The sequence below is a fragment of the Paenibacillus sp. FSL H7-0323 genome (assembly GCF_038002725.1).
GTDB classification, from domain to species: Bacteria; Bacillota; Bacilli; order Paenibacillales; family Paenibacillaceae; genus Paenibacillus_AQ; species Paenibacillus_AQ odorifer.
The window spans coordinates 5,192,790-5,205,523 of record NZ_JBBODB010000001.1; the positions used below are offsets into that span (position 1 = coordinate 5,192,790).

General features: G+C 46.2%; 13 protein-coding genes and 1 pseudogene. 8 read left to right on the forward strand and 6 right to left on the reverse strand.

The window, feature by feature from the left end:
• Nucleotides 1-427: 427 nt before the first annotated feature.
• From MHH89_RS23435 to MHH89_RS23465, 7 genes and pseudogenes are all read left to right on the forward strand, one after another.
• Nucleotides 428-541 (forward strand): annotated as a pseudogene (locus tag MHH89_RS23435) (peptidylprolyl isomerase); the annotation flags it as partial.
• Nucleotides 542-623: 82 nt separating this feature from the next.
• A complete protein-coding gene (locus MHH89_RS23440; protein WP_076203342.1) occupies nucleotides 624-2,240 on the forward strand; it encodes an ABC transporter substrate-binding protein in 1,617 nt (538 codons plus the stop codon).
• A 69-nt stretch (nucleotides 2,241-2,309) separates the two neighbouring features.
• Nucleotides 2,310-3,260, forward strand: coding sequence for an ABC transporter permease (locus MHH89_RS23445; protein WP_076127007.1), 951 nt, complete (start codon nucleotides 2,310-2,312; stop codon nucleotides 3,258-3,260).
• Nucleotides 3,261-3,264: 4 nt separating this feature from the next.
• Entirely contained in the window at nucleotides 3,265-4,110 is an 846-nt protein-coding gene (locus MHH89_RS23450; protein ID WP_036687295.1) for an ABC transporter permease, read from the forward strand.
• Between the two features lie 15 nt (nucleotides 4,111-4,125).
• On the forward strand, nucleotides 4,126-5,145 hold the full coding sequence (locus tag MHH89_RS23455; protein WP_341088256.1) for an ABC transporter ATP-binding protein: 1,020 nt from the start codon (nucleotides 4,126-4,128) through the stop codon (nucleotides 5,143-5,145).
• Nucleotides 5,138-6,055 carry an ABC transporter ATP-binding protein gene (locus tag MHH89_RS23460; protein WP_280753353.1) on the forward strand — a complete coding sequence of 306 codons (918 nt, stop codon included), beginning with the start codon at nucleotides 5,138-5,140 and terminating at the stop codon, nucleotides 6,053-6,055. Before MHH89_RS23455 ends, MHH89_RS23460 begins: the two co-directional genes overlap by 8 nt.
• 33 nt (nucleotides 6,056-6,088) lie before the next feature.
• The gene (locus MHH89_RS23465; RefSeq protein ID WP_076192528.1) at nucleotides 6,089-6,538 is read left to right on the forward strand and encodes a hypothetical protein; all 450 of its coding nucleotides are present in this window, start codon (nucleotides 6,089-6,091) and stop codon (nucleotides 6,536-6,538) included.
• Between the two features lie 93 nt (nucleotides 6,539-6,631).
• Here the strand turns inward: MHH89_RS23465 and MHH89_RS23470 are convergent, their stop codons facing one another.
• From MHH89_RS23470 to MHH89_RS23495, 6 genes are read right to left on the reverse strand one after another with little or no spacing between them, the layout of a single operon-like run.
• Nucleotides 6,632-7,501, reverse strand: coding sequence for a metallophosphoesterase family protein (locus MHH89_RS23470; protein WP_076192526.1), 870 nt, complete (start codon nucleotides 7,499-7,501; stop codon nucleotides 6,632-6,634).
• A gap of 51 nt (nucleotides 7,502-7,552) precedes the next feature.
• Nucleotides 7,553-7,894 carry a DMT family transporter gene (locus MHH89_RS23475; RefSeq protein ID WP_248549163.1) on the reverse strand — a complete coding sequence of 114 codons (342 nt, stop codon included), beginning with the start codon at nucleotides 7,892-7,894 and terminating at the stop codon, nucleotides 7,553-7,555.
• The gene (locus tag MHH89_RS23480) at nucleotides 7,891-8,679 is read right to left on the reverse strand and encodes an HAD family hydrolase (protein ID WP_341088259.1); all 789 of its coding nucleotides are present in this window, start codon (nucleotides 8,677-8,679) and stop codon (nucleotides 7,891-7,893) included. The genes MHH89_RS23475 and MHH89_RS23480 overlap by 4 nt, the downstream gene beginning before the upstream one ends.
• 15 nt (nucleotides 8,680-8,694) lie before the next feature.
• On the reverse strand, nucleotides 8,695-10,041 hold the full coding sequence (locus MHH89_RS23485; protein WP_341088821.1) for an ABC transporter substrate-binding protein: 1,347 nt from the start codon (nucleotides 10,039-10,041) through the stop codon (nucleotides 8,695-8,697).
• Between the two features lie 35 nt (nucleotides 10,042-10,076).
• On the reverse strand, nucleotides 10,077-10,922 hold the full coding sequence (locus tag MHH89_RS23490) for a carbohydrate ABC transporter permease (protein ID WP_076127021.1): 846 nt from the start codon (nucleotides 10,920-10,922) through the stop codon (nucleotides 10,077-10,079).
• A gap of 25 nt (nucleotides 10,923-10,947) precedes the next feature.
• Nucleotides 10,948-11,829, reverse strand: a complete 882-nt coding sequence (locus MHH89_RS23495) for a carbohydrate ABC transporter permease (protein ID WP_076127023.1) — start codon at nucleotides 11,827-11,829, stop codon at nucleotides 10,948-10,950.
• A gap of 219 nt (nucleotides 11,830-12,048) precedes the next feature.
• Here MHH89_RS23495 and MHH89_RS23500 point away from each other — a divergent pair, with 219 nt between their 5' ends.
• A complete protein-coding gene (locus MHH89_RS23500; protein WP_076101159.1) occupies nucleotides 12,049-12,606 on the forward strand; it encodes a GbsR/MarR family transcriptional regulator in 558 nt (185 codons plus the stop codon).
• Nucleotides 12,607-12,734 lie beyond the last annotated feature (128 nt).

Here is a 12,734-nt window from a genome sequence, read left to right on the forward strand (position 1 = left end):
CCTTGGGGGACTCTCCCTTTCTTCCGAGAGGTATAGGTATGTTCTCAATATATTTACAGTGAGAGAGTAATAATCCTTATTTCGCAAAGTTCTTATAGTAAATGAGAAATGAGAGTTGGATAAATTGAACTTTTTAGATATATTAATTTTGATGAATCTGCTGTACAATTACCGGATAATTAGATAAGAATGCAGCCAGATGAGCACAGGAATGAGACTATGGATAAATCACCACTAAAAGTTCAGTAGTTAATCAATCTGTTACTGGCCATGAATCCTCGTGCGGATGTGTTCTGGGATGATGGAAAGGGTGAATACCGACCTCTGCTGAATGAGGATGCTGAGGAAATTGATTGCACCGGAAGAGAAAGCGAAGACTGAAGCTCATATTGGTGGCTGAACAGAGTTTGATTATTGCGACCCTTGGCATACTGTATTCGGAAGAGTCATTTCAGGTATGGACCCTGTGGATACTTTAAGGCGTGGGGATGTCATGAAAAAGGTCGAAACTATCAGTTCCCTCAATATTACATTAATGTGAAATGCTATCCATTGTAATTCCTAGTATCCCGATATACAATATAAAAACAAACAAAGACAATATAGACACGGGGGAGAAACTTATGCGTAGAGGATTATCTGGAGTTATTACTTTGGTTTTGTTAACATTTTTGATTAGCGCGTGCTCCGGGGGAAATAACGCCGCTTCCACAAATACAAATCAGACGCCTACGGCTACTGAAGGATCGACAGCAAGCACTGAACCAAAAGATGGCGGCAACTTAATTATTGGGGTCGCTGCAGATCCTGTCATTCTAAATCCGAACTATGCAGGTGATCGTGTCAGTCTGACGATTGACCAAGCGCTCTACGCGCCATTGTTCCAAGTGAATAACGGAGAGAAGACCTTCTACTTGGCAGACAGCCTGACACTTTCCGAAGATAACCTGACTTATACATTGAAACTGAAAAGTGGACTAACTTGGCATGACGGAGAAAAGCTTACAGCTGACGATGTCGTGTTCACGATTGATAGCATCCTCGATGAGAAGCAAAACAGCATGCTGAGAGCGAACTTATTCATCGGTGATAAACCCGTTAAGGCAGTTAAGGTGGATGATCTGACTGTAGAGTTCAAGCTTCCGCAGGTCAGCCCAGCTTTTGAAGCTACACTAGTGCAAGTATTTCCGATTCCAAAGCATATTTTTGAGAATGAGACGGATCTAGAGAAAAGCACCAAGAATGCTGCTCCGGTTGGATCTGGCCCATTTAAATTTAAAGAATACAAAGCAGGCGAATATGTTACACTCGAGAGATTTGATAACTACTTTGGCGGCAAACCACATCTTGATTCTATAACGTACCGGATTGCTAAAGATACGAATGCTGCGAATCTCGCACTTCAGAATGGTGAGATCAACATTAAGTATCTAGATCCACAGGATGTTGGAACGATTGAGGCTTCGAACAATTTCGAAATCCTGCCTTATAGTGAAGGGCGATTGTCCTACCTGTTGTTCAATGCAAACAGTGATAGAGGTGCTCTTGCTAAAAAAGAAGTTCGTCAAGCCTTGTCTCTAGCCCTAAGTCGTGATGAAATCATTCAGGCTGCTTATACTTCTAACGAGTATGCAGACCCGGCGAAGTCCTTTTTGACTCCGGATGCATTGTTCTATACTAATGACGTACCTTCTTTTGATAATGACGTAGAAAAAGCCAAAGAGCTTCTGCAATCGGCAGGGGTTAGCGATCTGAAATTGAGATTGATTGTATCGAGCGGTAATAAAGCTCAGGAAGCCATTTCACTATACGTGCAGCAAAAGCTAAAGGCCATTGGCGCTGAAGTTGAACTGCAAAATATGGATGCCTCGGCATATGGCCAGAAGTTCAGTGATATGAATTCAACAGATTTTGAACTTGCGATTGCAGGTTATATTATGGGTTACGATCCTGATGCTTACAGAATTTTGTATACTTCTACTGCAGACTCTAACTACTCGCATTATAATAATGCTGAAGTCGATAAGTTGTTCAATGATGGTGCAGGAGAAGCAGATGTAACTAAACGTGGTGAGATCTATAAGAAGATCCAAGAGATCATTGCTGATGATGCACCGATTTATCCAATTGCTAATACTAAGACTATTGTAGCTGTCTCCAAGAACTACGGCGGTCTAGAAGAAGCAGTCTTGAAGCCTGTCGTTATTTTTGAAGATTTATCGAAAATCTACCTTAAATAAGAACGGGAAAAAATAAGCTGGTCAATCCAGCTTATTTTTTTACCGATATAGAACTGGGAGAATATACGTATGAGACAACTTATCGTCCGAAGATTACTGCAAACCCTGCCGATGCTGTTTTTTGTCTCGGTTGTGTGCTTTGCGATGATTAAGCTGGCTCCGGGGGATCCGGTACTATCCTTCGTTACGCCGAATATGCACGCGGATGATATTGAGCGCATCCGGCATAACCTTGGGCTGGATAAGCCAGCCTACATTCAATATTTTATATGGATCAAAGAAGTACTGCAGGGCAATTTCGGTTATTCCCTTGTGAATCATCAGCCTGTATTGGAGCAAATTCTAGAACGTTTACCTGCAACAGCAGGTTTGATGGGCAGTGCAATCGGCTTAGCCGTTCTGTTGGCGATCCCGATGGGTCTGCTTGCTGGAGCTAACCGGAACCGCTGGGTGGATAAAGTAATTAATTTTTTATCCTATATCGGAATTTCAGTGCCTTTATTTTGGCTGGCCATCTTACTTATGTACTTATTCGCAATTAAGCTGCACCTGCTGCCTATAATGGGGATGCGAACCATTGGTGTGGAATCAGCGGTTGATGTATTGAAGCATGGTATTTTGCCTTGCGCCGTATTGGCGTTTGGATTTCTGGCCGGTTACGTACGATACATCCGCTCTAGTACGATTGGACAGCTAAAAGAAGAATATGTGCAGATTCAATATGCTTTTGGATCCAGCAAGACAACGATTCTGTTCCGTCACGTGCTTAAGCATGTACTGTTGCCAGTAATTACATTGCTCGGGATGTCGATGGGTGATCTGGTGGCGGGTGCAATTGTAACGGAGACGGTATTTTCATGGCCGGGTATTGGCTCTTTAGGGATGACTGCGGTTAAAGGGATGGATTATCCCGTAATTATGGGAATAACTTTGTTCTCTTCTTTAATGCTGATCATCGGCAATCTGGTCGCGGATATTCTATATAGCTTCGTGGACCCACGAATTAAATTAACGAGGTGACCTCATGAATCGCAGTAAATGGAAAAGTGTTGGAGATGAGCTATTTACGAATAAATTGGGTGTCGCAGCCCTCATTACTTTAATCGTCTTCACACTAGGCTCTATATTTGCTTTTTTATCCGGACATGATCCGAATGCAATGGATGTTTTGGCACGTTTGAAGGCACCCGGGGCGGATCATTGGTTTGGTACGGATGATTACGGCCGGGATTATTTTGCCCGAGCTTTGTATGGTGGCCGGGTATCTTTGCTAGTTGGTTTTGCTTCAATGATCATTGCCACGGGTATAGGTGTGACGGTGGGCGTAATCAGTGGATATTTTGGCGGATGGATTGATAATCTATTGATGCGGATGCTTGATGTAGTGATGTCCATTCCATCTTTCCTTGTGCTGCTGCTGCTCAGCGTATTTTTGAAGCCGAGTGTAGGAAACATCATTTTAATCATTGCTCTATTAATGTGGATGAACATTGCCCGTGTGATTCGTGCGGAGACGATGACGATTAAAGAACGGGAATATGTACTGTATGCAAAAGCTTCCGGCCAGAGCAACTTCGGAATTATTTGGCGTCATATTCTTCCGGGGCTAGTACCTGTTGTGATTGTAGGTGCGACGAATAATATCGCTTCCGCGATTATGATGGAGTCGTCCCTAAGCTTCCTTGGGTTCGGGGTACAACCTCCGAATGCCACTTGGGGCAGTATGCTTAACAATGCGCAGGGATATATCGCTCAGGCCCCTTATTTGGCATTGTTCCCGGGGTTATTGATACTATTAACGGTTCTGAGCTTTAATGTTCTGGGCGATATTTTGCGGGTTGGCTTTGAACCGAAGCTGATCCGAAGATAGGAGTGTGAAGACATCATGACGGAACGGCTATTGTCTGTTGAGAATTTGAAGGTTTCCTTCCAAACTCGGGATGGAGAGAATCAGGCAGTTCGTGGCGTTAGCTTTCATATAGATGCTGGAGAAACGGTAGGGATTGTTGGTGAATCCGGAAGCGGGAAAAGTGTAACTGCGAAGGCGATTATGTCGTTGATTACACCTCCGGGTAAAATTATCGCTGGAAATATTAATTTTCGTGGTGACAATTTATCTAACCTTTTGGAAAAAGAGTGGAGAAAACTGCGCGGTAACCGCATAGCGATGGTGTTTCAGGACCCCATGACTTCTCTTAATCCTGTGAAAAAAATCGGCCAGCAGCTTACGGAGGTCATCCGGCGGCATCGCGGCTTAAATAAGGAAGCAGCGTTTAAAGAGGCAGCAAGTATCCTGCGGCAGGTGGGCATTAATAATCCTGAGCAGCGGCTGCAGCAGTATCCGCATGAATTCAGCGGCGGGATGCGGCAGCGGGTCATGATCGCTATGGCTCTTTCCTGCCAGCCAGAGCTATTGATTGCGGATGAGCCGACAACTGCGCTTGATGTAACAATACAGGCCCAAATTCTTGATCTTTTTAAAGAGCTAAAAAATAATACCAGTACAGCTATAGCACTGATCACTCATGATTTGGGTGTGGTGGCTCAGGTATGTACACGGGTTATCGTAATGTATGGTGGACTAGTGATGGAGGAAGGTACGGTGGAGGATATTTTTTATCGCCCACAGCATCCTTACACGAAAGGTCTGCTTCGCTCCATTCCGAAACGTGACGGCAAATCGCGTGAACGTCTAATTCCAATCGAAGGCACACCTCCGGATTTGTTGAATCCTCCTTCTGGCTGTCCCTTTATGGAACGTTGCCCTAATGCTTTTGCCCGTTGCAGCGAACGTCCTCCGGTAATCGAATTATCGCCCGGTCACCGTTCGATGTGCTGGTTAGCAGATGGTGTGCAGGAGACTCCAGCTGTAGCTGGCGTTGAAGGGAGCGGTTCGGTTGAGTGACAATAAGATTCTAGTGGACGTAAATAATCTCAAAAAACATTTCTCCAAAGGCAAGGATATGTGGGGACGCGATACATCGGTGCTTAAGGCAGTAGATGGCGTAAGCTTTCAGATTCGTCAGGGAGAGACCTTTGGGCTGGTTGGAGAGTCGGGAAGCGGCAAGTCCACGGTTGGACGCTGCTTGCTGCGCTTATATGACTACACAGACGGTGAAGTGTCTTTTGACGGGCAGCCGCTGAGCAAGCTTGGAGAGAAGCAGCTAAAACCTTTTCGCAGACGCATTCAGTCGATCTTCCAAGATCCCTATTCATCACTTAATCCAAGCTTAAGTGTGCTTGATCTGATCAGTGAGCCGATGAAAATCCACGGCATCCACGAAGGTGAAGAACGCAAAGAAGCTGTTGCGGCATTGCTGGAAAAGGTAGGTTTAAAAAGAGAACATCTCTACCGCTTCCCGCATGAATTCAGCGGTGGCCAACGCCAGCGGATTTCGATTGCCAGAGCATTGTCCGTAAGACCTGAGTTTGTCGTGTGTGATGAACCGATCTCAGCGCTGGACGTGTCTGTCCAGGCTCAGGTAGTGAACATGCTGGAGGATTTGCAGTCCGAATTCGGCTTGACCTATCTCTTTGTCGCACATGATCTGTCGATGGTACGGCATATTTCTGACCGGATCGGCGTGATGTATGGCGGTCGTCTAGTAGAGGTAGCCGAAAGTGATGAGCTGTACGAGAATCCTATTCATCCTTATACAAAGGCGCTGCTGTCTTCCATCTTGGAGACGGATCCCCGGCGGGCCAATCAGAGAATTATTTTAGACGGATATTCGCAAGAGTATGGCAGAGCTGAGACTTCCACACTACAGGAAGTAAGTCCGGGCCATTATGTTGCTTATGATTTTACGGTATGATTAGACTCTATATATAGATTGGGAGGGATCAGAATGTCAGAGAACTTAAACCGGGTAAAGTTATCCCAGTGGGATGCGTTATTGGTGGAATCACTCCGCTCCTTGGGGTGGTCTGATGAGGATATTCTTCGTAAAGTGGCAGAGGGCGATTTGCCCGTTGACAAGAGCGAATACCAATTTGATTATAAGCAGCTGACTACGTTGCAGTCAGAGCAGCCGGAGTTGTTCGGGCAAGCGGTGAAGACAGGCTATCAGATTAAATACAACACGATTCGTGGGATTCGCAGCTGGATATGGGTAGCTCTGGGCAAAGAAGCGGCTCTGGAGCTTGAGGAAGGTAAGGAAGCCGCTGAGGTGGCTTTAACCTTGGCCGAGAAGGAACGTTTGGCTTCTGTGTTATCCTTCGGTTGGCAGATCGAGAGCGATACGAAGGCAGCGGTTGGAGATACAGCTGTCTACCGGATTGCACCGATTGGACGTTAAGCTGAATAGCTACAGTAAAAAACGATTGTTGCGGGGAAGGACTCCCTGTGCACAATCGTTTTTTTGTTATAATTCTCGCTTAAATGCTTATCGTTAATATACGTTTACCGCTGGGTAAGCTACCTCATATTGTGCAGCCTCAATCCAGCTTCCTGTCTTAAAATCTCTGCCCCGGACAAGCACTTTATCGCTATACACTTCTACATAGAAGCCTTGGCTGCCCTCTTTATGTTTATCTTCATTAGTCCAAAGATAGGCGACAGAAGCAGCATTAAACATCGTTGCGATCTCTCCATCGCCAGGGAACATAGTGTTGTCTACCTCCAGCTCCCAATGGGTATGTCCAGTGAATAACAAGGTCTGAGGGTATCTCGACAGGATTTCTTTTAATTCCTTATCTTGTGTGACACCATACCAATCTTGCGATTCCAGCGATCCGGCTACGGTGTCTTTAAGCGGTTGATGCAGGAAGAGAAAGATAGGCTGATCTGGTGAAGCTTGTTCTCCAAGCTTATGCTCCAGCCAATCAAGCTGTTCAGAAGAAAGATCACAGAATTTGGGCAATCCTTGTTCTGTCCCTAGCATAATAAAATGATAGCCATTGACCCAGTGATCATGATAGGGTCCGGACATTCCGGTCTGTGACGTATACATTCCTAAACGTGATTCCCAATTTCCGAGGCCCACATCATGATTGCCTAAGGTAAAGGTAATCCCGGGCAGTTCGGTTTTGTATTGTTTGAGGATACGAAGCATTTCTTCGTATTCAGCAGGGAAGCCGTGGTCTGTGACATCACCGATATGCATAATCCCGCTGCTGCCTTCCCCATGCGCTGCTATATCACGGAGAGCCAGCTCGAAGTTAAGATTGTACTCATGATTGCGGTCAGCAGTGACATGGGTATCCGTAATGATCTGAAAGGTGATAACTGGTTTATCTTCAGGTGATGTGTTCGTACTCATGTTTGGGCATCCTCCTTTATCTATGAACCTATCCAATACTGTTGCTGTTCGCTAATGCGTCTTGCCGCTAATATTCAGTCCTATGATCCCGACAATGATGACGGCTATCCAAAGTAGTGAGGATAGGGTTAGCTTTTCTTCAAAGAACAGGGTTCCTATGAAGGAAATCAGGATGATTCCCGCTCCTGACCATATCGCATAAGCTACGCCTACCTTAATAGAGGTGAGAGCATAATTCAGGGAGGTGAAGCTGGCTCCATAGAACAGGAACATAAGCACGGAAGGCCAGAGCTGGGTGAACCCTTGAGATATTTTCATTGAGAGGGTCCCTGAGAGTTCGAACACAATAGCCAGCGCCAGAAACATCCATGCCCATATTCCTTCTATTCTCACAGGGGAGTAACCTCAATTCTGAGCTCAGCATAAGATTGTACAATGAGATCTGCATCCGGGAGAATATGTGTTGAAGCACTAGTACCGTCGCTTTCTGCTAGGCCGATAGCTACCTGTACACCCGCTGCTTTAGCCATTCGCATATCCCCGTTAGTATCGCCGATAACCGCTGTGTACGCGGGTTCCACGGCTAACCTTTTGCAGGCAAGCTGCACCATGTCGGGGAAAGGTTTACCCTGATCCACAAGATCTGTTCCAATTACCTCGGAGAAATAATGCCGTATGCCAAGCCATTGGAGATGTTTGTCTGCGGCCTCTGTTTCATCTGCGGTCACCACGGCGAGAGGAATGCCTGCACTCACACACTCATCAAGAAAACGATGAAGTCCCGGAAGGGAGTGAACGGGGCGTTTCTCTTCTAACCTAACATCCGCTTCGAGACGGCATTGATGGACAAGCTCCATGGACTCCGCCCAAGATAAACCTTGCAGATAACCCTGCCATGACAGAATGGCATAAAGATCACTCATAGTCCCCATAGCCAGCGGTCCGTTGCGATCATAATCGATAATGCTCCCCTGGGCATTGTGTACAGTTCCCATTAATGCAGGGAGCTGCTCTTCTGCAATCTGTAGTCCTTTTTCCTTCATATACTTCGTGAATCTCTCTAAAAAACATTCGCCCCAGCTGCCCCAGAGGGATACGAACTGGAGCAGCGTACCATCCTTATCGAATAGAATAGCTGCTACAGCATATCTGCCTTGTGGAGTGATGAGCTCAGACATGAAGTCCACCGCCCTTTATTTTAATTTATCAAGCGCTGCTTGTGCCGTTTCTTGTGCTTCCTTAAGTGCTTGTGCTGCTGGGATATTCTCAATCTGCACCTTATCTGCGGCGATTGTCAACGCATCGTTAATTTTGCCGCCAGTTGGGTCTTGGAAAGGTGCAGAACCATGAGAAGCTTGCATCAATGGAACCTTAATCTGTGGATTGCTTTCGCTGAATGACACAAACGCCGGGTCTTGCAATGCGGATTGGCGCACCGAAATATATCCCGTATTAATGGACCAGGACGCAGTATTCTCAGCATTCGTGAAGTAGGTTAGCCATTTCATAGCTGCTTCCTTTTCACTGTCGCTGGCTTTGGATAGAATGCCGGCCATAAGGGCTTGGGCTACGGGTTTGCCCTCACCGATCCCTGCCCAGCCTGGCTGCTCCATAGCCGAAACAATGCTGAAGTCCAAGTCGCCCTGATCGCCGCTGGAGCCAGTGTAGCCTGCGGCTTGACCCTTCATTACATCGTCAATCGTCTTGTACCAATACTCCCAGCCTTGACCGCCGGAATGAATCCGCATGATCTTATCCTCGTGAATCCACTTGCGGAACAAATCCCAGGTTTCAATCCACTCTTTAGAGTCGACCATAACTTGTTTTCCATCCTCACTAAGGATAGTGCCTCCTTTGCTGAGTACGGCATCAATCATGTTCCCTGAACCCCACATAGGCTCCCAACCATAAAGGGTGGTTTTGCCGCCGTCCTTCACTGTCATTTTCGCAGCTGCGGCAGCCAGATCTTCCCAAGTCTTTAATGTGCTCGCATCAATTCCATTCTTCTCAAAAACATCTTTGCGGTAGTACATGACCTGCGTTGTTCCATACATCGGCAGGAAGTATTGCTTACCATCAACCTGGCCCTGATTTATAAAGGTTTGGACAAAATCCTCTTTATTAAAATCTGGCTGCAGTGCCATAAGCTCGTCTATCGGAGCGAAATATCCTTTACGGGCCCAATCTACATTGGAGGAGAGAGCAGCCGCAGGTACTTTTCCTGTAGCGATAGCTGCTTGCAGCTTCTGTTCGGTTTCCGTGTAGTCTGCCTGCGCGATACCTTTGACGATGACCTCTTGCTGAGAGGTATTAAATTTCTGAATCAGTGCCTCCATATTCTCACCAAGCTTGCCGCCGAGACCATACCAGAATTCAATTGTTACCGGTGCATTTTGTGTGGGCGCAGCCTCTGTGGAGGGGGAGGAAGAAGCTCCATTCGCCGCTGTAACATTGCCTGTATTCGCATTTCCTCCGCAAGCTGTTAACATTGTAAATCCGGCAACTAAAGACAGGGTGGACAGTCTCTTCAATACGTTCATCATCATTCTCCTCTTATTAAAATAGAATTGTTAGCTTATCCTTTGCTGGAACCAGCGGTCATATTGACACTTTGCATGATCGTTTTCTGAGCTAGTAGAAATACTAGCAGCAACGGGGCGATGGTGAATGCGCTAGCGGCCATGATCAGCGGCCATTTTAATCCGTAGGCACCTCCTTGAGTAAAGAAACTACGCAGACCCGCCGAGACTAGCTGTAGATTCGGGTCTTTGGTGATCAGCATCGGCCAGAAATAGTTATTGTACTGATCAATGAAGGTGATCAGGGCTAGCACAGCAAAGGAAGAACGTGTAATGGGGACAAGAATGGTCCACAGAATCCGCATATGTGAGGAACCGTCCACTTCTCCAGCCTCCACCAGCTCATGGGGAACCTGAAGGAAGGCTTGGCGAATTAGAAAGATGGAGAAGACACTTACACAGTTGGATAGAATTAATCCGGCATATGAATCCAGTAGATGGAGCTGGGACAATACCAAATATCCGGGAAGATAAACAGCGGTGGCTGGAACCATATAGCCGAAAAGAATAACGCCTGAGAACAGCCCTCTGAAGCGGAATTTCATATGCGTAAGCGCATAGGCCATCATCCCGGAATTTATGACCTGCAGAATAACAATCGACACAGCGACAAATATGCTATTGCCCATATATCTGAAGAAAGGGGCTTCGTGCCAGGCGGCTGAAAAATTACTCCACAGCGCATCCTTAGGCCAGATTGTGGGCGGAGACTGCCAGATTTCATCATTGGTTTTTAAGGCGCTGGTGACCATCCAATAGAAGGGGAAGGCCATGATCAGTGCAATAGCTGTAAAAAATAGATGGCGGGTCAGCTTGCCCACGCGTACGATCGTTGCATTCATCAGTCGTTCTCCTTTACAGCAGTTGTTATTGATAATGGGTTGTCCGTTTACTAACCTCTAGCGAGACTACGGATAGCAGCATACATATAAATACCAGAACCATTGCGACACTAGAGGCTTCTCCAATCTGAAAGGCTTCAAAGGCAGACTGATAATACATATAGAGCAAGGTGCGTGTTGATCCTGAGGGTCCACCTTGTGTAAGTACGTTAATCTGGTCGTAAGCCTGTAACGCCCCGATGATCTGTACGATGAACAGAAACAGTGTCGTTGGCGAGATTAGCGGTAAAGTAATACGGCTGAATTTTTGAACAGCATTTGCTCCATCCAGTTGAGCTGCTTCCAGCAGATCCGTAGGGACATTGCGTAGTGCCACCAAGTAAAAAATCATCGCCCAGCCTACCGATTTCCATATTGTCACGAGCAGAACGCCAAGCAGCGCCCATTTAGGGTCTTGAAGCCAACCGATTTTTTCTAGACCTAAGAGGTCAAGTACAGTATTGGCAAGGCCGATTTCGGGTTCATAGATCCAGGACCAGACAATGGATACAGCCACGGTCGGCGTGACCCAAGGGGAGAACAGCAATACCTGATAGAGGGTGGACCCTTTCAGCTTCCCGTTCATCAGGAGTGCTAGTCCAAGTCCGATCAGAATAACGGGCAGCACACTTCCGGCACAGAATAACAGAGTCACTCTAAGTGCTTTATAGAAGGCAGGATTGCTGAACAGATCCAGATAGTTGGTTAGTCCGACAAAGGTTTTCTCAGGGCTCATGAAGTCCCATTCGGTAAAGCTGAGATAAAATACATAAAGTAATGGCGCTAGCCAAAATACAACGAATGGAATCATTGCCGGCAAGGTGAAGAGCACCGGTTTCAACTCCCCTATAAATCTCGAACGTTTCATTATTCTGTCGATACCCCATTCCATCTTCTGTTTTTTGCGGTATAATTCTGAGGAAAGCTCTTCCGTTCAAAAAAAATTGTACACTCATCGAGCGGCTGCGTGGTCAAGTGGACGTAAAGATCGATGCGAGATTATGTAAAAAATTAAGAGATTAGCGCAGGTAGTTGCTATTTTGTGTAAAATAGAAGGGTAGATTCTAAGTGGAATGAAGGTGCAGCTATGAAACAGGTAGCCTTTGGTGAAGAGAATAAAGACTTATCTCCACGCGAGCAGCTGCTGCGTCCGATGATCGATGCGATTGCTCAGACGATGGACCTATATGGTGCGAATTATTCATTTGGGCAGCTGTATGGAATTATGTTCTTTGAAGACCGTCCGATGACGCTTGAAGAGATGAAGAATGTGATGAATATGAGCAAGAGTAATATGAGCTATGGAGTCCGTTCTTTGATGGCCTCCAAGATGGTCACTAAGCTGGAGGAGAAGCGGGACCGAAAGGATCTGTATGCAGTGGAAACAGATTTCTTTCAGACCTTTAAGAACTTTTTTGGAATGAAGCTACAGCGGGAGATTGATGTCATGAAGCACGCTTTAGACGTTGTCATTCCTGAGCTGGAGGGATTGGTTCAAGCCGTGGATACGTCTGAGGAGGAGCGGCAATTCTGCCTGAAGGATCTGGAGAAGCTGGAGCATGCCGTTCAATATTATCATTGGCTGCAGCAGTTCGTGGACGAGCTTGGGGAAGAGAATTACTTCGCAGATAAGAGAAGGTCCTAGACCGTCTACAATCACATATAGATGTACATAATTGTATATAGATCTCCATTTTTGCGGGGTGTTCCTTAAGCCGGTTCAGGCTTGAGGTTCGCCCTCTTTTTTATGATAAAGAAACAAAAATAAGAAGA

What these genes read in the sequence shown, in the direction of transcription:
- MHH89_RS23480 (WP_341088259.1), bottom strand. Translation starts at nt 8,679, where the DNA reads ATGTCTGAGCTCATCACTCCACAAGGCAGATATGCTGTAGCAGCTATT.
- MHH89_RS23490 (WP_076127021.1), bottom strand. Translation starts at nt 10,922, where the DNA reads ATGAATGCAACGATCGTACGCGTGGGCAAGCTGACCCGCCATCTATTT.
- MHH89_RS23445 (WP_076127007.1), top strand. Translation starts at nt 2,310, where the DNA reads ATGAGACAACTTATCGTCCGAAGATTACTGCAAACCCTGCCGATGCTG.
- MHH89_RS23465 (WP_076192528.1), top strand. Translation starts at nt 6,089, where the DNA reads ATGTCAGAGAACTTAAACCGGGTAAAGTTATCCCAGTGGGATGCGTTA.
- MHH89_RS23500 (WP_076101159.1), top strand. Translation starts at nt 12,049, where the DNA reads ATGAAACAGGTAGCCTTTGGTGAAGAGAATAAAGACTTATCTCCACGC.
- MHH89_RS23440 (WP_076203342.1), top strand. Translation starts at nt 624, where the DNA reads ATGCGTAGAGGATTATCTGGAGTTATTACTTTGGTTTTGTTAACATTT.
- MHH89_RS23470 (WP_076192526.1), bottom strand. Translation starts at nt 7,501, where the DNA reads ATGAGTACGAACACATCACCTGAAGATAAACCAGTTATCACCTTTCAG.
- MHH89_RS23450 (WP_036687295.1), top strand. Translation starts at nt 3,265, where the DNA reads ATGAATCGCAGTAAATGGAAAAGTGTTGGAGATGAGCTATTTACGAAT.
- MHH89_RS23455 (WP_341088256.1), top strand. Translation starts at nt 4,126, where the DNA reads ATGACGGAACGGCTATTGTCTGTTGAGAATTTGAAGGTTTCCTTCCAA.
- MHH89_RS23485 (WP_341088821.1), bottom strand. Translation starts at nt 10,041, where the DNA reads ATGAACGTATTGAAGAGACTGTCCACCCTGTCTTTAGTTGCCGGATTT.
- MHH89_RS23495 (WP_076127023.1), bottom strand. Translation starts at nt 11,829, where the DNA reads ATGAAACGTTCGAGATTTATAGGGGAGTTGAAACCGGTGCTCTTCACC.